General features: G+C 64.5%; 21 protein-coding genes. 12 read left to right on the top strand and 9 right to left on the bottom strand.

Annotated elements, in window-relative coordinates:
• Positions 1-100 precede the first annotated feature (100 nt).
• Positions 101-853, bottom strand: coding sequence for an SWIM zinc finger family protein (locus J1M86_RS00175; RefSeq protein WP_206508254.1), 753 nt, complete (start codon positions 851-853; stop codon positions 101-103).
• Positions 853-3,660, bottom strand: a complete 2,808-nt coding sequence (locus tag J1M86_RS00170; protein WP_206508253.1) for a DEAD/DEAH box helicase — start codon at positions 3,658-3,660, stop codon at positions 853-855. The genes J1M86_RS00175 and J1M86_RS00170 overlap by 1 nt, the downstream gene beginning before the upstream one ends.
• A gap of 141 nt (positions 3,661-3,801) precedes the next feature.
• On the opposite strand from J1M86_RS00170, the gene J1M86_RS00165 reads away from it, so the two are divergent.
• The 5 genes from J1M86_RS00165 to J1M86_RS00145 all read left to right on the top strand — a co-directional run bounded on the left by J1M86_RS00165 (position 3,802) and on the right by J1M86_RS00145 (position 8,135).
• The gene (locus tag J1M86_RS00165) at positions 3,802-4,707 is read left to right on the top strand and encodes an NADP-dependent oxidoreductase (protein ID WP_206508252.1); all 906 of its coding nucleotides are present in this window, start codon (positions 3,802-3,804) and stop codon (positions 4,705-4,707) included.
• A 159-nt stretch (positions 4,708-4,866) separates the two neighbouring features.
• Entirely contained in the window at positions 4,867-5,571 is a 705-nt protein-coding gene (locus J1M86_RS00160; RefSeq protein ID WP_206508627.1) for an HNH endonuclease family protein, read from the top strand.
• A 16-nt stretch (positions 5,572-5,587) separates the two neighbouring features.
• Complete coding sequence (locus J1M86_RS00155) at positions 5,588-6,403, top strand: shikimate 5-dehydrogenase (RefSeq protein WP_206508251.1); 816 nt, start codon at positions 5,588-5,590, stop codon at positions 6,401-6,403.
• Positions 6,404-6,456: 53 nt separating this feature from the next.
• Entirely contained in the window at positions 6,457-7,659 is a 1,203-nt protein-coding gene (locus J1M86_RS00150; protein WP_206508250.1) for a benzoate/H(+) symporter BenE family transporter, read from the top strand.
• An 11-nt stretch (positions 7,660-7,670) separates the two neighbouring features.
• Positions 7,671-8,135 carry a thioesterase family protein gene (locus J1M86_RS00145; protein WP_075837451.1) on the top strand — a complete coding sequence of 155 codons (465 nt, stop codon included), beginning with the start codon at positions 7,671-7,673 and terminating at the stop codon, positions 8,133-8,135.
• Here the strand turns inward: J1M86_RS00145 and J1M86_RS00140 are convergent.
• On the bottom strand, positions 8,132-9,154 hold the full coding sequence (locus tag J1M86_RS00140; RefSeq protein WP_075837449.1) for a phosphotransferase family protein: 1,023 nt from the start codon (positions 9,152-9,154) through the stop codon (positions 8,132-8,134). The two genes, J1M86_RS00145 and J1M86_RS00140, sit on opposite strands and share 4 nt — an antisense overlap.
• 194 nt (positions 9,155-9,348) lie before the next feature.
• A complete protein-coding gene (locus J1M86_RS00135; RefSeq protein WP_206508249.1) occupies positions 9,349-9,750 on the bottom strand; it encodes a hypothetical protein in 402 nt (133 codons plus the stop codon).
• A gap of 291 nt (positions 9,751-10,041) precedes the next feature.
• On the opposite strand from J1M86_RS00135, the gene J1M86_RS00130 reads away from it, so the two are divergent.
• Both J1M86_RS00130 and J1M86_RS00125 read left to right on the top strand, forming a co-directional pair.
• The gene (locus J1M86_RS00130; protein WP_206508248.1) at positions 10,042-11,244 is read left to right on the top strand and encodes an MFS transporter; all 1,203 of its coding nucleotides are present in this window, start codon (positions 10,042-10,044) and stop codon (positions 11,242-11,244) included.
• Positions 11,245-11,382: 138 nt separating this feature from the next.
• Entirely contained in the window at positions 11,383-12,087 is a 705-nt protein-coding gene (locus J1M86_RS00125) for a hypothetical protein (protein ID WP_075837445.1), read from the top strand.
• Between the two features lie 92 nt (positions 12,088-12,179).
• On the opposite strand, the gene J1M86_RS00120 is transcribed toward J1M86_RS00125, so the two are convergent.
• The 3 genes from J1M86_RS00120 to J1M86_RS00110 are packed head-to-tail and all read right to left on the bottom strand — an operon-like array spanning position 12,180 to position 15,051.
• On the bottom strand, positions 12,180-13,601 hold the full coding sequence (locus J1M86_RS00120; RefSeq protein ID WP_206508247.1) for an NAD(P)(+) transhydrogenase (Re/Si-specific) subunit beta: 1,422 nt from the start codon (positions 13,599-13,601) through the stop codon (positions 12,180-12,182).
• Positions 13,601-13,927 (bottom strand): NAD(P) transhydrogenase subunit alpha, encoded by a 327-nt coding sequence (locus J1M86_RS00115; protein WP_206508246.1) that lies wholly within the window; start codon positions 13,925-13,927, stop codon positions 13,601-13,603. Before J1M86_RS00115 ends, J1M86_RS00120 begins: the two co-directional genes overlap by 1 nt.
• The gene (locus J1M86_RS00110) at positions 13,927-15,051 is read right to left on the bottom strand and encodes a Re/Si-specific NAD(P)(+) transhydrogenase subunit alpha (RefSeq protein WP_075837441.1); all 1,125 of its coding nucleotides are present in this window, start codon (positions 15,049-15,051) and stop codon (positions 13,927-13,929) included. Before J1M86_RS00110 ends, J1M86_RS00115 begins: the two co-directional genes overlap by 1 nt.
• 240 nt (positions 15,052-15,291) lie before the next feature.
• Here J1M86_RS00110 and J1M86_RS00105 point away from each other — a divergent pair, with 240 nt between their 5' ends.
• Positions 15,292-15,732, top strand: a complete 441-nt coding sequence (locus J1M86_RS00105; RefSeq protein ID WP_206508245.1) for an HIT family protein — start codon at positions 15,292-15,294, stop codon at positions 15,730-15,732.
• On the top strand, positions 15,729-16,364 hold the full coding sequence (locus J1M86_RS00100) for a Type 1 glutamine amidotransferase-like domain-containing protein (protein ID WP_206508244.1): 636 nt from the start codon (positions 15,729-15,731) through the stop codon (positions 16,362-16,364). The genes J1M86_RS00105 and J1M86_RS00100 overlap by 4 nt, the downstream gene beginning before the upstream one ends.
• On the opposite strand, the gene J1M86_RS00095 is transcribed toward J1M86_RS00100, so the two are convergent.
• Positions 16,361-16,672, bottom strand: coding sequence for a hypothetical protein (locus tag J1M86_RS00095; protein ID WP_206508243.1), 312 nt, complete (start codon positions 16,670-16,672; stop codon positions 16,361-16,363). The genes J1M86_RS00100 and J1M86_RS00095 overlap by 4 nt on opposite strands.
• A gap of 191 nt (positions 16,673-16,863) precedes the next feature.
• Between J1M86_RS00095 and J1M86_RS00090 the strand changes: the two genes are divergently transcribed.
• The 3 genes from J1M86_RS00090 to J1M86_RS00080 all read left to right on the top strand — a co-directional run bounded on the left by J1M86_RS00090 (position 16,864) and on the right by J1M86_RS00080 (position 19,399).
• The gene (locus tag J1M86_RS00090; RefSeq protein WP_307786486.1) at positions 16,864-17,400 is read left to right on the top strand and encodes a DUF3558 domain-containing protein; all 537 of its coding nucleotides are present in this window, start codon (positions 16,864-16,866) and stop codon (positions 17,398-17,400) included.
• Between the two features lie 77 nt (positions 17,401-17,477).
• Positions 17,478-17,951: a DUF3558 domain-containing protein gene (locus tag J1M86_RS00085; protein ID WP_241259420.1), complete on the top strand. Its 474-nt coding sequence runs from the start codon at positions 17,478-17,480 to the stop codon at positions 17,949-17,951.
• 86 nt (positions 17,952-18,037) lie between these two features.
• Positions 18,038-19,399: an FAD-binding oxidoreductase gene (locus J1M86_RS00080; RefSeq protein ID WP_206508241.1), complete on the top strand. Its 1,362-nt coding sequence runs from the start codon at positions 18,038-18,040 to the stop codon at positions 19,397-19,399.
• 32 nt (positions 19,400-19,431) lie between these two features.
• Here J1M86_RS00080 and J1M86_RS00075 read toward each other — a convergent pair whose 3' ends face one another.
• Entirely contained in the window at positions 19,432-20,748 is a 1,317-nt protein-coding gene (locus J1M86_RS00075; protein ID WP_206508240.1) for an aspartate aminotransferase family protein, read from the bottom strand.
• Positions 20,749-20,774: the final 26 nt, after the last annotated feature.

The following is a 20,774-nucleotide window of genomic DNA, read 5'->3' as shown; positions in this document are numbered from 1 at the left end:
TGTGCTCATCCTATAGTTGGATGTCCACGTATGTCCATACTCTACGTGAGTGGAAGTACATAGCGGGCTATGTACTTCCACTCACATGCGCCGAAGGCGCCTACAGGCGGGTGTAGAACGCTTTCAGATCGGCGACAGCCCGGCTGACCTCGTTCTCCTCAGCGCCACCCGCGCGAAACACCCGCCGCAGAAGCAGCGGGTCGAGGTCGTCCATCGCCGGCGAGAAGTCGACCATAGGCAGCGCGGGCAGCCGCGTGGCATCGCCGAACCAGTCGTCGCTATCGAACTCCACCTCCGCGTCTCCGACACCTTCGATGAGTTCATCGAGGTCCACCCCGCGCAGAGTGAGGATGGTCGCCGCCGAGGAGTCGATGTGCTCGGCCGCGATGTACATCAGCGCAGCAGCGTGCTTGCACGGCCACCCGTCGTCGGGGCAGGAACAGTCGAAATCGAGTTGCCCCCGATCGTGCGGCAACAGCGTCGACGCCAACGCCTGCGGAATCGCATTGGAGGCCAGTTCCGCGAGCATGCCCGGATTGGATTTCACTCGGCCCACCAATGCCGCGACCTCGCCCTGCGTGAGCGGTTCGACGGTGACGGAGGCCGAGAACGGCTCGAGCTGGCTACCCTGCACCTCGCCGTAGAACTGACCGCGTTCGACACCGAGATTGAGGACCTGCCCCTGACGCGCGTACGTCCGACCGCGTGCAATCCGCCCCGGATCGGCCAGATCCTCCATCGCCGTGACGAAGTGCCGTCCCCACCAGGTCTGCCCGAACGCGCCGCGCTTGTTTCGGGACTCAATGCCCCCCTTGGCCTTTCGACGCTTCCCGTACTGACTGAAATCGGCCATCACTCACCCACCGCATCCTCGCCGAGACGAAACAGCTCACGAAGCTCAGCGGTGTTCATCTCCGTCACCCAGTTCTCCCCGGTACCGACCGCAAGATCGGCCAAGTCCTGCTTGGACACCAGCATCGAGTCGATGCGCTCCTCGACCGTTCCGACGCACAGCAACTTCTGAACCTGAACGTTCTTGCGCTGACCGATACGGAAAGCACGGTCCGTCGCCTGATTCTCGACGGCGGGGTTCCACCAGCGATCCAGATGCACAACGTGATTGGCTGCTGTCAGGTTCAGGCCGGTGCCACCGGCCTTGAGCGAGAGCATCATGATCGGCGGGCCGTCCTCGCTCTGGAACGACTCGACCATGGCGTCGCGCTTGGTCTTGCTGACCCCGCCGTGCAGGAACGGGACAGCGGTGCCGAACCGCTCCGCGAAATACGGTGCAACGAGTTCACCGAACTCCCGAAACTGTGTGAACAGCAACGCTTTCTCGTGCTCACCGAGAATCGAATCCAGCATGTCCTCCACCAGCGCGATTTTGCCGGAGCGGTGCTGGCCTCGCTTGAGCACCGGCGAGCCGTCGGAGAGGAAATGCGCCGGATGGTTGCACACTTGTTTGAGCCGTGTCAGCGCCGACAGCACCGCCCCCTTGCGCTTCATGCCTTTCGCGTCGGCGATCTGCGCGAGCATGTCGTCGACGACTGCTTTGTACAGCGCAGCCTGCTCGGCGGACAGATTGGACCGCACCGTCATCTCGTTCTTCTCCGGCAGATCCGAGATGACGGACGGGTCGGTCTTGACCCGGCGCAAAACGAAAGGTGAGGTGATCGCGCGCAGCCGAGAGACCGCACCCTCGTCCTGCTCGCGCTCGATGGGCACCGAGAAACGCTTGCGGAAATCGGCGGGCTTGCCCAACATTCCGGGGTTCGCGAAATCGAGGATCGAGCGTAGTTCGTCGAGTCGGTTCTCCACCGGCGTACCGGTCAGAGCGAGCTTGTGCTCGGCGGGAATGGCGACCGCCGCCTTGGCCTGGACGGTGCCGGAATTCTTGATGTGCTGCGCCTCGTCCAGTACCAGTCGGCGCCACTTCTGTTCGCCGAGTTGCGCACGATCCTTGGCCATGAGCGCATACGTCGTCACGACGAGATCGTGTTCGAGGACAGCCGCGTCGAACTCGACGCCGGTCAGACGCGCCGGTCCGTGATGCACCATCACGCGCAGAGCGGGGGTGAACTTGGCTGCCTCACGCTGCCAGTTGCCCACCACCGACATGGGCGCGACCAGCAACGTGGGAGTCGGGCTCTGCTCGTGCGCGAGCAGAGCCAGCACCTGCAGCGTCTTGCCCAGACCCATATCGTCGGCCAGGACAGCGCCCAGACCGAGTCTGCTCATGTAGACCAACCAGTCCAGGCCGCGTTGCTGGTAGGGGCGCAGAGTTGCGTTCACCCCGGCCGGCAACGCGATCTGCTCCGGCACCGCGCCCGGTTCGAGCAGCGCCGCGGCCCACCCACTCGCGCGAATGTCCTGCACCGGCGCGGGCGGCGGGTCGGCCAGTGTCATCTCGCGCATCAACGCGCCCAGCGGCGTCCCGTCACCGTGATGTTCGGCAACGTATTTCGCGGCCCGCGCCAGCTGGCCACCGTCGGCGAGCACCCACTGCCCCCGCAGTCGAACCAGATCTCCCTTCGCTACCGCGAGCCGATGCATCTCGGCCTCGGTCAGCACCATGTCGCCGAGCTGAAGCTGCCAGTCGTAGGACACGAGCTCGTCCATTCCGACGGCACGGTCGGCTGCGGCCTTGGTCACCGGGGGTGACTCGACGCGTAGACGCATCGACGGGTCGAGCCGCGTCCAGGCTCGTGGCAGCAGAATCGTGGTGCCGGTCGCCTGCATGGCCGCGGCTCCGTGTTCGACGAGGTCGATGACGACCGACGTCGGCAACAGCAGATCCAGGGTGCCCTCCTGCTTGGGGAGCTCACGCAGCAGCGGATAAGCACTCACCGCCTCGCCGAGCTTCCGCACAGCCGTGCTCAGCAGAGCCGCGTCCATCCTGCGGTTCATCGGGACCGGAACGGGAGCTTCACCTTCGGCACGAAGACAGACCTGCAGGGTCCACAACGCCTCGTCCTCGGTTCCTTCGGCGTCGTCATCGGGTTCCAGTAGTCGCAGCACGAGCGAGGGTTCGTCGACGGTGAGACTCGCGCGCCACTTGTCGAGCAAGCCGGCGGCCTGCTGTGTGCCCTCGCCGTATACATCGTCACGGACCAGTGCCGTCAGCAGAGGATGCTCGGCGCTCGGTCGCCCCAGAACGGATCTGACGATGGGATCGGTGAGCTCGGCAAGGATGTCGTCGAGCACCGCCTTGGGTCTGCCCACGGCCCGCTGGACCGCCGGCATCGCCACCGCCAGCTCGCTCGCCCATGCGCGCTGGCGTTCGCCGCCGACCAGCCGCCACCTCGGCCACCACTGACCGTCGAGCAGCACGAGCGTCGGCACGACGCGTCCGCCGCGCACCCAGCGCTCGATTCCGCGGGCGACGTGCGCCAGATAGCGGAGGTCTCCGGAGATTCCGGCGTGCTCCTCCGGGGTACGGAGCAGCAGGTCCGCGGCATCGGCCGGTGCGAGCCCGATTGCAGGAATTTTCGCGGAGTGGGACTGCCCGCCGGCGGGAGGAAAGGAGACCTCCACTCGATGACGGAACGTGCGGCCCAGGACATGTGCGTGCGCCGACGGCAGATCCGGCTCGGAACCGGTGTGGGTCTCGTCGTCCCACAGCTTCAGTCCAGCGCCTGGAGACCAGAGACCGTGAAGCATCCGTCCATCCAATCACCACAGCCGAACGCACCCGGCTGTGGCGTTCCACTTGCCGACTCGCGATGCTGGGAATTCGCCGATTTGCAGCGTAAATGGGTCACCGCACCAACTGCCCATTCGGACATTTGACACAGTATGTAGATGATCGCTTATGGATTCAGTGAGTACGGCGGACCTGAAACCGAGTACTTTCTCGACATTCCCATCGCCGACCCCGGTCAGGGGCAGCTACTGGTTGCAGTGCACGCGGCCGGGGTCAATCCAGCCGACTGGAAGGTTCGGGCGGGCAACCGAAAGGACACGGTGCAGACGAGTCTGCCTGCGGTTCTCGGCCGGGAGGTGGCCGGCACAGTTGTTCAAGTAGGACCGCACGCCGACGGGTTCTCGGTGGGCGATCACGTCTTCGGCGCGACCGCATCGGGTCACGGTGCCTACGCGCAGTACACGGTGCTCAATGCCTCGAACACAGCCCACAAGCCCGAAGCGATCACATTCGCCACGGCGGCCACCTTGCCAGTTGCCGCGGGAACCGCGTACGACGCACTGAACGCTCTCGCCTTGCGGAAGGAGGACACGCTGCTCGTGCTCGGTGCGGGCGGCGGAGTGGGTTCGGCGGCTCTACAACTCGCGCGCGCCGACGGGGTCGACACCATCGCCGTGGCGAGTGAGAGCAAACGCGATTGGGTGAGAAGCCTCGGTGCGCGGTTCGTCGAATCGGGCGAGAGGTTTGCTGCAGAGATAACCGAGACCGTCGACGGGATTCTCGATCTCGTCGGCGGCGACACCCTGCGCAACGCAGCATCGCTGGTGCTGTCCGGGGACAAAATCATCAGTGTGGCGGATCCGGTGACGGCGATGACTCTCGGCGGATCGGGTGTCGAACGCGATAGATCCACCGCCGCGTTCGCCCGTCTCGCCGAATCGGCCTCGACAGGTGTGATTCACCCTCGGATAGATCATCTGTTCCCGCTCGAGCGGGCCGGCGAAGCCTTGGCACTCGTCGAGACCGGGCACGTGCTGGGCAAGGTGGTCATCGAAGTTGCATGAGTTGCGCAGTTGCATGAGTTTCGCAGTGACATGGGTCGGGGCGGTGATCCTGTCGGTGCCATGCGGCACACTCTGTCTCGATGAAGCTGTCTCGGCGGGGTAACCCGGCGAGACGAACGGTTCGACGATGGGGCGTGAGTGAAGAAACTGCGTGCAGCGCTGCTGTTGATCGTGGTCGCGGTGGCACTGTCGGCTTTGTCCTCACTCGGGTCCTGCGCACCCAGCGGCATCCCCGGCCTGGCACCGGCGCCACCGGCGCCGGGCAGCCCCACACAGGCTTCGATCGAGGAACTGCTCACGATGGTGCAGATCGTTGCCGCCCGGCCCGACCCCGTCGGCTACGAGCGCGGCTGCAAACAGGGTGAGGGATGCGTGTTCGGACCCGCTTGGACCGACGACTACGACGGCCCCGGCGGTCACGACGGGTGTGGCACCCGCGACAACGTGTTGGCGCTGTCGCTGACCGAGGTGCAGTTCCGCGAGGGCACCCGAAACTGCGTCGTGATCTCCGGTGTACTGGCCGATCCGTACACGGGCGAGCTCGTGCAGTTCGCCAAAGCGGACGCATCGAAGATTCAGATCGACCACATCTATCCACTCGCCGCGGCCTGGGACATGGGCGCCTACGGTTGGTCTCTCGACCAACGCATCCGCTTCGCCAACGACATCGAGTTCAATCTGATGGCGGTGGACGGATCGCAGAACCAGGCCAAGAGCGACGCCACTCCGGCACAATGGCTGCCGCCGAACGCGGCCTACCATTGCTTCTATGCGGGCAAGTATCTGTCCGTCGCCGCGCAGTACACGTTGCCGATCACCGAGGCAGACCAGCACACGCTCGCCGCTGTCGCCGAGCGGTGCTGAGCGTAGGGTGTCGACGATGTCGCGAGAGTTCCTCAACCGTGAGACCCAACTGTGCATGTCGCTGTCGGGCCGCCCCAGCAATGTGGGCACCCGCTTCCACAACTACCTCTACGACGAACTCGAGCTGAACTACATCTACAAAGCCTTCACCACAACCGATCTGGCTGCTGCTGTGGGTGGCGTGCGCGCTCTCGGAGTTCGTGGCTGCGCGGTGTCCATGCCGTTCAAAGAGGCTGTCATCGACCTCGTGGACGTGATGCACGAGTCGGCGAGCGCGATCGAATCCGTCAACACCATCGTCAACGAAGACGGCGAACTGCACGCGTACAACACCGACTATCAGGCCGTCGCGAGCCTGTTGCGAAGCTCCGGCTTCTCCCATGACTTCTCGGTGGCTGTGACGGGAAGCGGCGGCATGGCCAAGGCAGTCGTTGCCGCACTCCGCGATTCGGGGTTCACGAACGGAACGGTGATCGCGCGCAACACCGAAACCGGGCCGGCGCTGGCCCAGGCCTACGGCTACCGCTTCTCCCGCGAGGCGCTCCCCGCGGACGTACTCGTCAACGTCACGCCCGTAGGCATGGCAGGCGGCCCTGATGCCGACGCCTCGCCGTACACCGACGAGCAGATCCACTCGGCGAGCGCTGTGTTCGATGTGGTGGCAATGCCGTCGGAGACACCGTTGATCACCGCTGCTCGCACCGCCGGCATACCTGTCGTCACGGGCGCCGAGGTCATTGCACTGCAGGCCGCCGAGCAATTCGTGCTCTACACCGGTGTGCGCCCGACGGACGATCAGATCCGCCGGGCCTCGGAGTTCTCACGCCGCTGAGCCGGTATTGCCGCCTGATCGCGAATCCGCCGTTCGCACGCAACAATGTATCGGTGCCGCAGACGCCAACTCCGCAATCCGAGGACAGTTCGTCGATCCTGCAACCCATCAGCGCGGGTGTCGTCGCCGCCCTTGTCGGGTTCACGAGTTCGTTCGCCATCGTCCTGACAGGACTGCGCGCGGTCGGCGCCTCACCCACCGAGGCCGCATCGGGGCTTCTCGCATTGTGTCTCACGCAGGCAGTAGGCATGCTGTGGCTGTCCAGACGGTTCCGGCAGCCCATCACCCTTGCCTGGTCGACGCCTGGAGCTGCACTCCTGGCCGGTACAGGAGCGGTGGCAGGTGGGTGGCCCGCCGCGATCGGAGCGTTTCTCGCCGTGGGATTCGCTGTGCTTGTCACCGGGCTCTGGCCACGCCTCGGTGCACTGATTGCCTCGATACCCACCTCGCTGGCGCAGGCGATGTTGGCCGGGGTAATCCTGCCGTTGTGCATGGCGCCGGTCACCGCGTTCGCCGCGTCCCCGGCAGCAGTGGGCCCAATCGTCGTGGTGTGGCTTGTACTGCAACGTTATTCGAGAAGGTGGGCAGCCCCCGCGGCATTCGGGGTGGCAGCGCTCGTCATCGCGGTGTCGTTGGCGCGCGGTGACGGTTCGATCGCACCCGCCGACATGATCCCGCGCATCGAGCTCACCGTTCCCCAGTGGACCTGGCAGGCGCTGGTCGGTATCGCATTGCCCCTCTACATCGTCACCATGGCCTCGCAGAACATACCGGGCACCGCCGTCATGAAGTCGTTCGGCTACGTGGTGCCGTGGCGGTCCTCGATGACCGTCACCGGGCTGGGCACGATCGTCGGCGCACCCGCCGGTGGCCATGCGATCAACCTGGCCGCCATCAGTGCTGCCCTCGCTGCGGCCCCCTCCGCGCATCCCGACCCGAACAAGCGATGGACCGCTGCATTCACTGCGGGATGGGCATACTTGGTACTGGCACTCGCATCCGCCGCACTGGCCACGCTCGTGGCAGCTGCACCCGACGGCACGGTCGAAACCGTTGCGGGACTTGCCCTCCTCGCGACACTCGCATCCTCGCTTGCCAGTTCACTCCGCGACGAAAGCGACCGCGAGGCAGCCGTTCTGACCTTCCTGATCGCCGCCTCGGGCGTCACGATCCTCGGGATCGGCTCCGCATTCTGGGCGTTGGTCATCGGCTTGGCCATCCGGTGGGCCCTCACCTCCACCCGCCAAGGGCATTAGGCTCGGACACCATGACCGCCTCCGTTGATCAGCGAGCCGAACACAACCCCGCCGCCGACTACCCGGCGCTGTGGCCGATCGGAACCAGGTGGCACGACAACGACCACTACGGTCACGTCAACAACGTCACCTATTACTCCTACTTCGACACTGCGGTGAACGGATGGCTGATGCAGACGACGGGCGTCGACATTCGCACGTTACCCGCCATCGGTGTGGTCGCCGAGACCTCGTGCAAGTACCACCGAGAACTGTCCTTTCCCGACCGGCTGCAGGTCGGCCTTTCCGTCGAGAAACTCGGGACACGGAGCATCGTCTACGCGCTGGCACTCTTCCGCGAAGCAGATGACGACGAGCTTCAACTTGCCGCGACGGGCCGGTTCGTACACGTCTATGTCGACTCGACGACGCGATCACCGGTTGCTATCCCCACCGAGATAGAATCTGCAGCAAGGACTTTGGTCGTTCCCGGCTAGATACCGATCTCGTCGGCTGTCGAGAGAGCACGTGTGAGGATATCGTCGATCAACGTCGTCGTCGGCGTGCCTGCATCGGCCCGGTTCCTCGCATCGGCCTCCGCTCGCCGCATTACACCCTCGGCGATGATCGACAACTTCCACAGCGCGAGCACCTGCCAGAACCCGACATCGGTGACATCGCGGCCTGTTTCGGCGGCATAGCGGGCGGTCAACTCCGCGCGAGTGGGGAAGCCAGGCAGAGTCGACGCCATGAAGGGCCCGGCGACGGGATCGCTTGCCTCGGGCCAATAGGCAAGCAGTCCACCCAGATCCGCCAACGGATCGCCCAACGTACAAAGCTCCCAGTCAATGACCGCAACGATGGAGCCGTCCGATGGCGAGGTGATCACGTTGTTCAGATGGAAGTCGCCATGCACCAACCGCACCTCCGACTGGACCGGGATGTTGCCGGCAAGCCGCTCGGTGAGCGCATCGATCGCCGGAACTTCACGCGATTGCGATTGCTGCCACTGCGTTGTCCATCTCTTCAGTTGACGCTGAGCATAGGGCTTGTGGCTGGCGAGATCGGCGAGACCCACATTGTCCAGATCCACGCGATGAATGTTCGCGAGAGCTGCTGCCATCGCGCCCCCGACTGCAGCTCGCTGCCCCTCGGTCATCTTCTCCGCAGTCGAAACCGAGTCGATCACGACTCCGTCGACGAAGCTCATCAGCACGAGAGGGACCTCGGAGACCGATAGGTCCTCGCACACAGCAATCATCTTGGGCACAGGAACGCCGGTGTTCTGCAAAGCGGTGAGTATTCGGTACTCCCGCACGACGTCGTGCGCAGAGGCCAGCAGACTACCCAGCGGTGGCCTGCGGAGCACCCAACGACTGCCGCCGGCGTCGGTGACGGCGTAGGTGAGGTTGGATTGCCCGTTGCCGACGCGATCGAAGCTCAGCGGCGCAATCGCCCCGATTCCGAGTCCTCCGATCCACTCGGAGACGGCCTCGAAGTCCACACCTGTCGTCATCGGTTTCCTATCCTGTGCCGGTTGCCGGGGTCGATGTCAGCCACTCTCGCATGCTCGCATCCGAAAGGGAGACCGATTCGGCGGCGGGTCGGGTCAGGCCGGGTATGGAAAGCGGCGACGGGCACGAAAAACGCCGCAGGATCGGTACGTGACCGATCCTGCGGCGTCGTCGAGAGTGTTCGGAGCGACTTTCGTCAGCTGGCGCGCGGGAGCGCAACCTCGTTCTCAGGGGTGATCGACTCCGGCTCGGATTCGACGACGTCGCGCCGTGCGGCAACCTCGTCGGAGCCCGAGAGGAGACGGACCAACGTCCTCGGCTCAGTGAGCCACGCTCTGCTCATCGCGCGAAGCTCTGTCGCAGCGAAGAGACCGCTCATCGCCAGTGCCTCGACCCACTCGGCAACGGCGTCAGGGGTTGCTTCGGGCAGTGAATCCAGGTCCAATCTATCGACCTCGAATTCGTAGCAGAAGAAGGCGCGCATCATTTCGAGCTGCGTGTGTGAGATCGAAGTCGATTCGGTCATGGCCTCGTTGCCGACAGCTGGATCGGCTACGGGCGGCATCGAGACTGCCGTACGGGTATCCGCGAGGGTCATGATTTCTCCTTCGATCGGCTTCGCTGTGCGGCTCTCCGGCTCACATCATCGTGGGCCGCTGGGCGCCGTTGTCATATCGTTACCAACGAGTTGTAACGTATCCGCGCTCTTGCCCGATGCTTCGAAACTACGCTTCTTTCGCTGAGTGTGGCCAGATCAAACCGGATGATGTGATTAGCGTCACATACATCCCAGGGCGTCCGATCTGCACGCTGCTACGAATACTTTCCACAACTACCCTCTCGCATCGAGCGCCGCTCTCGCACGAAGCACCAGGTAGCGTTGGGTTCCGTGGTTCATACGCCTGCGCAACCAACTCTCGGTTTGCGCCGCGCCCGGGGCGCAATCTTCGGCGTTTTCGGGATCAACGGTTTCCTTTTCGCCATCTGGGTCGTGCACATTCCCACGATCGAGCGACGCACCGACATCACCCACGCGACGCTTGGATCGCTGCTTCTCCTCCTCGCCGCCGGCGCGATCCTCGGCATGCAAGCGTCCGGCCCGTTGTCCGACAGGTTCGGCAGTAACCGTCTCGTGACCATTTCGGGTGCCCTGATGGCGTGCGCACTGCTCGGACCGGCCCTCTCGACAAGCCCCGCAGCGCTGGGCGCCGCACTGTTCGTGCTCGGCGCCCTCAACGGCTCACTCGATGTCTCGATGAACTCCCAGGCAGTAGCAGTGGAACGGTTCTACGGCAGGCCGATCCTGTCCGCGTTTCATGCGTTGTTCTCCGTCGGTGGCGTCATCGGTTCGCTGGTGGGAGCCGCGACACTCACCGCGGAGGTGCCGATCGTGGTGTCGATGGGTAGCGCCGCTGTCGTCGGACTACTCGGGATCGGGGTGTGTCGGCCGTTCCTGCTCGACCCCGCGGCGGACTCCGGACAGGGTTCGGGACCCGTCTCCGATGCGGGACCGTTATCGTCGGACGCTCGTGGCCGCCTCTCACCGCGGGTTCTCGCGCTGGGAGGCTTGGCCTTCGCGCTACTGCTCTCCGAGGGCGTCGCGAACGACTGGAGCACCCTGCAGGTCGCCGAGCATCTGCAGACCGGCGACGGTGCCGCCGCCCTGGCTTTCGGCTTCTTCGCCGCAATGATGACGGTCGGTAGATTCTGCGCAGATCGGGTGAGCGAACGATTCGGCCCGGTCGCCGTAGTGCGTTACGGCAATGTGATCGCCGCCGCCGGAATGTCGATGGTCCTGTTTTCGAACTGGCTCCCGCTGACACTCGCCGGCTGGGCAGCCTTCGGTCTCGGGCTCTCCGGCAGCATTCCTCAGATCTTCACCAGCGCCGGCAACCTCAGCGCCGGCGCCAGCGGCACCAACATGTCACGCGTAGTGGGAATGGGCTACGTGGGCTTCCTTGCCGGACCAGCCGTCATCGGGTGGATCTCCCACTTCGCCTCGCTGACGACAGCGATGGCCGTGCCGCTCGTGCTCACCCTCGCCGCAGCGGCCGGCGCTGGGATCGTCCGGCCCTCGCGCACCCAATGTTGAGCGCCTGCCGATCGAGGTTTTTCGGACCGTGTCGACGGCACCCTCACACTGCACGCTCAGAATCGTGTTGCATCCTCGTACAAGAACAACCGAGTACTACGCGTAACAGCAGGACAGGCAAAGGGGGCTCGAGAAAACATGGCGTCGGACACGGACAGCATGGAACTGATCGAACTCGAAGGAAATGTGGCAGCGGGTACCGACCAGGACCATAGAGCCGTCGAAAGGCGACGGGCAACGATCCGGCGTGCATGTGCCGGTGCCGCGGCCGTGCTCGCTCTGGTGGCCGTTCTCGCCGTACTTCCGATCGTAGGTGTCACCTATCCCCACTCGAGGGCGATCGTTCCGAGCCTGACTGCACCGTCGGAAACCCTGCTGCAGTTCTTCGGGATCACACCCGTTCTGATCGCCGTCTCCGCTCTCACCGTCGTGGCGTTGATCAGGAAGCTCCCCTACGCCATCGGCTCCGTCATTTCCTTGGTGGTGGGTACCTCGCTCACCACTGCGGCGGTACGGACCTGGGCAGATGGTGCAGTTCCGGCATCGGCTCTGCCGAGCGGCTACGTGGCGGCAGCCCTGTCGCTGATATGCGCGTCGACATTGGTTGCATCCGCGCGCTTTGCCCCGATGATCTGGGGTCTGGGCACTGTTGCCGCGGTGGCCGTTGCGGGCGCGGCCGTCGTCGGAGGTTCCGCATCGGTCGTCGGCGTCACCACGACGCTGCTCATCATCGCGGCATGGTGGGCTGGTTCCTCCGCCGTGATGGTGTACTCCCCCGTCGCCGCGGAGCGGGAGGCGCAGAACCCCCTCGATACCGCGGCCATGGCACTGCGCAGGCGGTGAGAACGCCGTAGGGCCCGTGTGCGCGTGGTTACCCTTCTTCAAAAGGCAATCACGCACGCACGGGCCCTACGGCTCTTCAGCGTTGCAGGTGTCTACAGCGCCTTGAGCTCCTCGGAGACCTCGGAGACCGACTTCTTCGCATCACCGAAGAGCATCGAGGTGCCCTCGGCGAAGAACAGTGGGTTTTCGATACCGGCGAAGCCGGAGTTCATCGACCGCTTGAGCACGATCACCGATCTGGACTGATCCACGTTGAGGATCGGCATGCCGTGAATCGGCGATGACGGATCGTTGCGAGCCGCAGGGTTGGTGACGTCGTTGGCGCCGATCACCAGCGTCACGTCGGTGCGCGCGAACTCGTCGTTGATGTCGTCCATTTCCTTCATGGCGTCGTACTCGACATCGGCCTCGGCGAGCAGCACGTTCATATGGCCGGGCATACGACCGGCGACAGGATGAATGGCGTACTTGACCTCGACGCCTTTCGCTTCGAGCAGTTTGGCCATGTCCTTGACCGCGTGCTGGGCCTGCGCGACGGCAAGTCCGTAACCGGGAACGACGATGACCTGGTTGGCGTACGCCATCTGGATGGCTGCGTCTGCGGCGGAGGTGGCCTTCGCCGTGCCACCACCGGCACCGGCAGGGCCGGCAACCGCGTCGCCACCGCCGAAGCCGCCCGCGACGATCGCCGGGATGGACCGGTTCATCGCCTTGGCCATCAGGTTCGTCAGGATGGAGCCCGAGGCACCGACGATCATGCCCGCCACGATCATCGCGGTGTTGTTCAGAGCCAGACCGGCCGCCGCCGCCGAAAGTCCGGTCAACGCGTTGAGCAGCGAGATCACCACCGGCATGTCGGCGCCGCCGATGGGCAGCACCACCGTCAATCCGAGGACGCCTGCGAGCACCAGCACTGCGACGATCCACCACTGCGACACTCCGCCGCCTGGAGTGGCGTTGATGCCGATGACGACAGCTGCCGCTACCGCGCCGATGAGCAGGAGTGCATTCATCGGTTGCTGGAGCTTGCCGATCGTGATCGGACTACCCGGCAGTGTCTCCTGCAGTTTGAGGAACGCGATCAGCGAACCCCAGAACGAGATCGAGCCGATGATCGCTGCGAAGAGCGACCCGATGACGATATGCACCGTCGGCGATTCGCCGTGCTGGAAGTTGGAGAAGCCGGATGTGTCGAGGAATTCAGCCCACGCGATCAACGCGACGGTGCCGCCGCCGACGCCGTTGAACAGTGCCACCAACTGCGGCATGGCTGTCATCTTCACGCGTAGCGCCGGCGGGATGCCGAGTGCGATACCCACGGCAAGCCCGGCGGCGATGAGGATCCAGTTCTCGGTGTCGCGCACCGCGATCAGAGTTGCGACCACGGCCAGACCCATGCCCGCTGCAGCGATCTTGTTGCCGCGCACAGCAGTCTTGGGCCCGGTCAATCCCATCAGGCCGTAGATGAACATCGCGAACGCGATGATGTAGAGGATGTTGACGAGATTGTCCATCAGGAGTCAGCCCCCTTCGAGGTTGCCGTGGGGGCGACAGGCTTGGACTTGAACATTCCGAGCATGCGGTCGGTGACGACGAATCCACCGATCACGTTGACAGTTCCGAACACCAGAGCCACGAACAGGATGATCTGCAGACCGATCGACGGACTCTCCACCTTTCCGAGCACCACCAGGGCGCCGAGAACGACGATGCCGTGGATGGCGTTGGTGCCCGACATCAACGGAGTGTGCAGGGTGTTGGGCACCTTGGAGATCACCGCGAACCCCACGAACCCGGACAAGACCAGGATCGCGATATTCGCAAGTAGCGGGGTGTACATCAGTTCTCCTTCTCACGTGTCACGCACGCACCGGCGAGGACCTCGTCCGAGAAATCGGGGGCGAGTCGGCCGTCGGTGAGCATGAGTTCGAGCAGTGCCGAGATGTTCTTCGAGTAGAGCTCGCTGGCGTGCTCGGGCATCGTCGCAGGCAGATTCAACGGGGAGCAGATGGTGACGTCGTGCTTGACGACGGTCTGTCCCGGCTCGGTCAGCTCGCAGTTGCCGCCCGTCTCACCGGCGAGATCCACCACGACGCTGCCGGGCTTCATGCCCTCGACAGCGGCTGCGGTGACCAGGCGCGGCGCGGGCCGCCCCGGCACCAGAGCGGTGGTGATGACGACGTCGAAACCCTTGATGGCTTCTTCGAGTGCCTGTTGCTGCTGTGTGCGCTCGGCGTCGGTCAGCTCACGCGCGTAGCCGCCTTCGCCTGCGGCATCGATGCCGAGGTCGAGCCACTGCGCGCCGACGGACCGCACCTGGTCGGCAACTTCGGGACGCACGTCGTATCCGGTCGGTCGGCCACCGAGCCTCTTGGCGGTTGCCAGCGCTTGCAGACCTGCAACTCCAACGCCGAGTACGAGCACGGTGGCAGGCTTGACCGTGCCGGCAGCGGTGGTCAGCATCGGGAAAAATCGCGTCGACTCCGAAGCAGCCAACAGCACGGACTTGTATCCCGCGACGTTCGCCTGGGAAGACAGTGCGTCCATGACCTGGGCACGCGAGATACGCGGAATCGCCTCGACGGCAAAGGCTTCGATTCCCGCGGCCTTCAACGCGCCGATACTGTTGTCCGCGTTGCGGGGCGCGAGGAACCCGATGAGGGTCGTGCCGGAGCTCATTTTCGCGATCTCGGCCTCGGTCGGTGGGGCTACCTTGACCACGACGTCCGAGGACCAGGGGTCGCCGATCGTGGCACCGGCCGCGACGTACAACTCGTCCGGAATGAGCGCACCCAATCCTGCGCCGGACTCCACCACGACCTCGACACCTTTGCCGATGAGCGAGGCCACGATCTTGGGAACGAGCGCAACCCGGCGCTCACCCTCCCCCGATTCGCGTACGACGCCGACACGGGTGGTCCCCCCACTGCTCGTTGCGTTCTCAGTACTCTCCGATGTTTCCAAATCTCCGACTTCCTGAGTTGAATGGTGCCGGCACGTCGACGAATGGCTGCATCCGAGCGACGACTGGCAAGATCCATGCGACAAGGCACAAGGTCACTGATGATAGCTAGGTTCACCGAACCTGAGGTAACGCACGCCACAGTCGCGCGCTCTGAATCGAATCCGAACATTCGCGACGTGCACGGCAATCGCCAGATGTGATCGACATCATAGCGATCGGTCGAGGCTAGAGTGACCCGCGTGGACAACTGCATCTTCTGCGGGATCGTCGCCGGCGACGCGCCGGCGAATATCGTGCTCGATACCGACGACATCCTCGCCTTCCTCGATATCCGCCCCGTCACTCGCGGTCATGTTCTGGTCATCCCCAAGGCGCACTCGGCGGATCTCGAATCGCTCGAGCCCTCGATCGGACAAGCAATGTTCGACGCGGGGCAACAGATCGCGAAGGCGCTCCGACGCTCCGATTTACGCGCGGACGGCTCCAACCTTGTTCTCAACGATGGCAAGGCCGCGTTCCAGACGGTGTTCCACACGCACCTTCACGTCGTACCGCGATGGAACGGTGACAAACTGCGCTTCGTGGCGGGTTTCCTCACTCGACGTCCCAAAGATCAGGAGGCGACGGCCGAAGCAATTCGGGCGGGCATGGAACGGCTCGCCGCCGAGGACCACCGGTGAAATTGTTCCTCGCCTCGTACCGTTTCGGCGTGCACGTCGCCCGTTTCGTGGCCCTGACTCGCGATCGTCCACGCGTTGCGGTCATCGCCAATGCGGCGGACGCGTGGCCTGCTGCAGCGCGCGATTCCGCGCTCGCAAGCGAGATGACCGGGTTGCGCAGACTCGGCTTGGATCCATTCGAACTCGACCTGCGACAGTTTCGCGGCCGACCCGACGAGCTGGCAACGGAACTGGACTCGGCGGGCACACTGTGGGTCCGCGGCGGCAACACCTTCGTGCTCAGATCGCAGCTGGCCCGGTGCGGGGCCGAGGACCCGATCGTCTCGCGCGTGCGGGACGGGGACCTCGTCTTCGCCGGCTACAGCGCCGGGGCATGCGTGGCGTCGCCAACGCTGCGGGGAGTCGAAACTGCGGACGATCCGGCCGACGTCGAGGCGGTCGGCGGCGACGTTGTGTGGAGCGGATTGGGACTGATCGATACCGCGGTGGTGCCGCACTACGGATCGATCCTCGACCACACCGATGCCGCCCGATCGATGGTGGCTCGATTCGAACGCGAGCAGATCGACCATCTCACGCTCACCGATGAGCAGGTCATCGTCGTGGACGGCGATCGGTTCGAGCGGATCTAACCGGACTGGGCGATCGGCGCGAGCCGGTCGAGAGAAAACCAGGCCATGTCGCAGCGTCGGCGCGTCATCTCGTCGGCCTCGTGCAACAGCAGGTCCAGAAGCAGCCTCGGGCGCGTCTTCCAGGTGTCCTCGGCTTCGACGACGGTGGCCTTGTCGAACAGTCCCGACTTGGCCAGGGCGGCAACCCATTCGTGCACATCGCCGCGGTGGATCATCTCGATGGTGTCGTAATCGACTCCACCATCCTGGAATTCGTACGAGAACATCGCGGCGACGTAATTCCAGGACTTGCGATGCGGATCCATCATGTCTGGGCCTCCTATTCGGCCGGCTGATGCGCCGAGCCTTTCGCACTGGACTGGACGCTAGACCTCGCAGCGACAACATTGCGTTGCACGGACGCATCGATCAGGTAACAGAGTGACTGATGTGACTGATGTGACGAAGAACGATCGAGTCCGGCCGCATCGAATCGATCGGATCGGTAGGCTTGCCCACCGTGTGGAGGACGGGAACAGCTGCCGGTGCGGGGACTGCTGCGCTGGCTGCCCTGTCACTCATTCTCGCTGGATGCGCTGGGTCGGATCCAGCGTCCGAGCCCGACTCCGCCGGACCGTCGGCCGGTGGCAGCAGCACCGAAGAACTCTTCGTTGGTGAGTGTGGATCGATGACGGACGAGGAGCTCGCGTCCATCACCGGCATCCCCCGCCTGGTGTCGACCTCGAAGAACGCGGTGCGATGCCGATGGGACGCGCCCGACAGCGGCGCATATGCGATGTTCACCTGGTACCGAGGCAGCCCCATAGACCGCGAACGAACAGTCGCCGGGCGAATCGGCCGCGAGATCGCCGAGATCGATGCGGACGGGCACCCCGGGTTCACTGCGCGGGGCAACGACTTGTCCTGCGAGGCCGGGGTGGAATCCGGGGATGGCTTTCTGCACTGGTCGGTCAACTACGCCTTCGCAACACCCCCGACGGACAGTTGCTCGGTCGTCGAAGACCTCGCGCGCGCGACCGTCCAGAATGCGAAGTAGGTGACCTCATGACCACGTCCACTCGACGTCCCTGCACTCGACTCGCGGTGCCGGTTCTATCGACGCTGACTGTGGTGATGTTGGCGGCGAGTTGCAGCACGACCGTCACCGGCACACCGGTAGCGGAGGGCGCAGGTGAGACCAGCGAGGAGTTCGACAAGCTGCTCGAGGAATGCGTCGCGGTGCCGAACGAACAGATCGCCGAATCCATCCAGGCCGACGCCATCGAGCAATACTTCTTCGGGGCAGTGTGCATGTGGAACGCCAGCGGCCCGTCGGGGATCATCGACGTGACTTTCGCCTGGTTCGAGGACAATTCGCTCGGCCGCGAACGCACTCTGGCCGAGAACCTCGACTACTCGATCGAGTCCGTCAGCGTGTCCGGTGCAAGCGCCTTCCTTTCACGTCGCCCCGGCGATCCGGCATCCTGCGGCATCACCGCGGCCTACTCAGGAACCATCACCTGGTGGGTCCAGTATCGCGGCGGGAACGTCGACCCCTGCGCGAGCGCTACCCGACTCGCCGAGCTGACGATGCAGCGCAATCAGTAGCGGCGCTAGGCGATAACGACTCGCGTCGGAGCCGCGACCAATACGCTCGGTGAGCAGAACTGCGCTGATCGAGATGGAGAACACCGATGACCGACCTGAGCGAGCTGGCGGGTGCACTGCCCGACGGCGCCGTGCTGACAGACCCGGATCTGACGGAGGGCTACCGGCGAGACTGGGCGAAGGATCCGAATGCGGGCATACCGTTGGCGGTCGTCCGCGCCCGGAACACCGCCGATGTCCAGACTGTGATGCGCTGGGCCAGCTCCCACGGCATATCGGTGGTGCCACGTGGTGCCGGATCAGGCTTGTCCGGCGGGGCCACCGCGGTCGACGGCGGAATCGTCCTCAGCACCGAACTGATGCGAGAAATCACGGTGGATCCAGTGACCCGCATAGCTGTCACAGGCCCAGGTCTGCTCAACGCCGAGGTGAAGAAGGCAGCGGCCGAACACGGACTGTGGTATCCCCCGGACCCGTCCTCGTTCGAGATGTGTTCGATCGGCGGCAACGCCGCGACCAATGCCGGTGGGCTCTGTTGCGTCAAGTACGGAGTCACCACCGACTACGTACTTGGACTGGTCGTGGTGCTGGCCGATGGCACCGCGGTGCGACTGGGTGGCCCGCGCCTGAAAGACGTTGCCGGGCTCTCACTCACGAAGCTGTTCGTCGGAAGCGAGGGCACTCTCGGCATCATCACCGAAATCACCGTTCGCCTCATCCCCGCGCAGCCTCCTGCCAGCACGGTCGTCGCGACGTTCGGGTCGGTACGAGCTGCTACGGCAGCCATTCTCGCGATCACTCGCTCCCTGCGACCGTCGATGCTCGAGTTCATGGATCGCGCCTCCATCGGCGCGGTCGAGGATGCGATGAAGATGGGCCTCGACCGGGACGCGTCGGCGATGCTCATCGCGCGTTCCGATTCCCCGGGCGCGGATCGCGCACGCGAGGTCGAAATCATGGCTGCAGCGTGCAGCGAGGCCGGCGCAATCGATGTGTTCACCACCGACGACCCCGATGAAGGCGAAGCGTTCGCTGCTGCAAGGAGATTCGCCATCCCCGCGGTCGAACGGCTTGGCAGCCTCCTCCTCGAGGACGTCGGAGTTCCGCTGCCCGCGCTACCCGACCTCGTCGAGGGCATCGAGCGGATCGCCGAAAAGTACGAAGTCCTCGTCGCCGTCATCGCCCATGCGGGAGACGGCAATACCCACCCACTCATCGTGTTCGACCCCACGGACGCTGACATGGAGCGGCGCGCGAACATCGCTTTCGGCGCCATCATGGATCTGGCGATCTCGTTGGGCGGCACCATCACCGGCGAACACGGCGTCGGACGACTCAAGAAAGCTTGGCTACCGGATCAGGTGGGCGCCGATGTCATGGCTCTCACCCAGCGCATCAAGACCGCTCTCGACCCGCAGGGCATTCTCAATCCCGGGGCAGTGCTCTAAGGCGGGGCAGTGCTCTAGGGCGGGGCAGTGCTCTAGGGCGTTCCGCGTGCAGCGATCTCGTCGGCGACCGTGAGGACCTCGTCGAGAATTTCGAGACCCTGCACGATCTCATCCTCGCTCGCGACGAGCGGCGGCGCGAGCTGCAGACGATTGCCTGCGGTGAACGGCCACAATCCGCGAGACTTGGCGGCTGCAGTCACCTCTGCCATCGGCGCGGAATCAGCCCCGCCCGCGGCGAAAGGAATCAGGGGCTCTCGCGTCGAGCGATCCTTGACGAGTTCGAGGGCCCAGAAGAAACCCATGCCGCGCACCTCGCCGACGCTCGGATGCGACTCGCCTAGCTTCTTCAACCCGGCGCCCAGGACGTCTTCTCCGACAGCACGTACATGCCCGAGCACGTTGTCACGTTCGAACACCTCGATGGAGGCTACGCCGACCGCGCAGGCAAGGGGGTGACCCGAGTACGTCAGTCCCCCCGGGTAGGGCTTGTGATCGAATTTCGACGCGATGCGCTCGGAGATGACGACGCCACCGAGGGGCACGTAGCCGGAGTTGATGCCCTTGGCGAACGTGATGAGATCCGGTGTGACGTCCCAGGCCTGACACGCGAACCACTCACCGACACGTCCGAATCCGACCATGACCTCGTCGGCGATGTAGACGATGCCGTATCGATCGCAGAGCTCGCGGACACCCGCCAGGTAGCCCGGCGGCGGTACGAGGACACCGTTGGTGCCGACGACGGACTCGAGGATCAGACCGGCGATGTTCTGCGCGCCCTCGAGTTCGATCACCTGCTGCAGGTGAGACAGAGCCGCAGTGGTTTCCTCCTCCGGTGAGTTCGTCGACCACGGCGACCGATAGGGATACGGACCGAAGAATCGGACGACGTCGACATTGGTCGGTTCGGTGCCCCACCGCCGCGGTTCGCCGGTGAGACCGATGGCGACGCCGGTGCCGCCGTGGTACGAGCGGTAGGCGGCCAGCATCTTCGTTCTGCCCGTATGCTGACGCGCCAGTCGGACAGCGTGTTCGATCGCTTCGGCGCCGCCGGTGGTGAAGAAAACCCGATCGAGATCGCCAGGTGCTCGCTCGGCAACCAAAGCCGCGAGTTCGCTGCGTTTGGCGTTCGCGATCATCGGCGAGATGGTCGTCAAGACCTGAGCCTGAGCGATGATCGCAGCTACCAAGTCAGGGTGCTGGTGGCCGAGGTTGGCGTTGACCAGTTGGGAGGAGAAGTCGAGGTACTTTTTCCCTCCCTCGTCCCAGAACCACGAGCCCAATGCCCGGTCCACGGTGATGGGATCGAGTTCCGCCTGCGCCGCCCACGAGTAGAAAACGTGATCCATCTACTTGCCGCCTCCTCCTGATGCCA

The organism is Rhodococcus sp. KRD197 (genome assembly GCF_017168235.1).
Taxonomy (GTDB): Bacteria; Actinomycetota; Actinomycetes; order Mycobacteriales; family Mycobacteriaceae; genus Rhodococcoides.
This window is presented reverse-complemented; position numbering and strand designations above follow the sequence as displayed.

What these genes read in the sequence shown, in the direction of transcription:
- J1M86_RS00175 (WP_206508254.1), bottom strand. Translation starts at nt 853, where the DNA reads ATGGCCGATTTCAGTCAGTACGGGAAGCGTCGAAAGGCCAAGGGGGGC.
- J1M86_RS00170 (WP_206508253.1), bottom strand. Translation starts at nt 3,660, where the DNA reads ATGCTTCACGGTCTCTGGTCTCCAGGCGCTGGACTGAAGCTGTGGGAC.
- J1M86_RS00165 (WP_206508252.1), top strand. Translation starts at nt 3,802, where the DNA reads ATGATCGCTTATGGATTCAGTGAGTACGGCGGACCTGAAACCGAGTAC.
- J1M86_RS00155 (WP_206508251.1), top strand. Translation starts at nt 5,588, where the DNA reads ATGTCGCGAGAGTTCCTCAACCGTGAGACCCAACTGTGCATGTCGCTG.
- J1M86_RS00145 (WP_075837451.1), top strand. Translation starts at nt 7,671, where the DNA reads ATGACCGCCTCCGTTGATCAGCGAGCCGAACACAACCCCGCCGCCGAC.
- J1M86_RS00140 (WP_075837449.1), bottom strand. Translation starts at nt 9,154, where the DNA reads ATGACGACAGGTGTGGACTTCGAGGCCGTCTCCGAGTGGATCGGAGGA.
- J1M86_RS00135 (WP_206508249.1), bottom strand. Translation starts at nt 9,750, where the DNA reads ATGACCCTCGCGGATACCCGTACGGCAGTCTCGATGCCGCCCGTAGCC.
- J1M86_RS00125 (WP_075837445.1), top strand. Translation starts at nt 11,383, where the DNA reads ATGGCGTCGGACACGGACAGCATGGAACTGATCGAACTCGAAGGAAAT.
- J1M86_RS00120 (WP_206508247.1), bottom strand. Translation starts at nt 13,601, where the DNA reads ATGGACAATCTCGTCAACATCCTCTACATCATCGCGTTCGCGATGTTC.
- J1M86_RS00115 (WP_206508246.1), bottom strand. Translation starts at nt 13,927, where the DNA reads ATGTACACCCCGCTACTTGCGAATATCGCGATCCTGGTCTTGTCCGGG.
- J1M86_RS00095 (WP_206508243.1), bottom strand. Translation starts at nt 16,672, where the DNA reads ATGATGGATCCGCATCGCAAGTCCTGGAATTACGTCGCCGCGATGTTC.
- J1M86_RS00085 (WP_241259420.1), top strand. Translation starts at nt 17,478, where the DNA reads ATGTTGGCGGCGAGTTGCAGCACGACCGTCACCGGCACACCGGTAGCG.
- J1M86_RS00080 (WP_206508241.1), top strand. Translation starts at nt 18,038, where the DNA reads ATGACCGACCTGAGCGAGCTGGCGGGTGCACTGCCCGACGGCGCCGTG.
- J1M86_RS00075 (WP_206508240.1), bottom strand. Translation starts at nt 20,748, where the DNA reads ATGGATCACGTTTTCTACTCGTGGGCGGCGCAGGCGGAACTCGATCCC.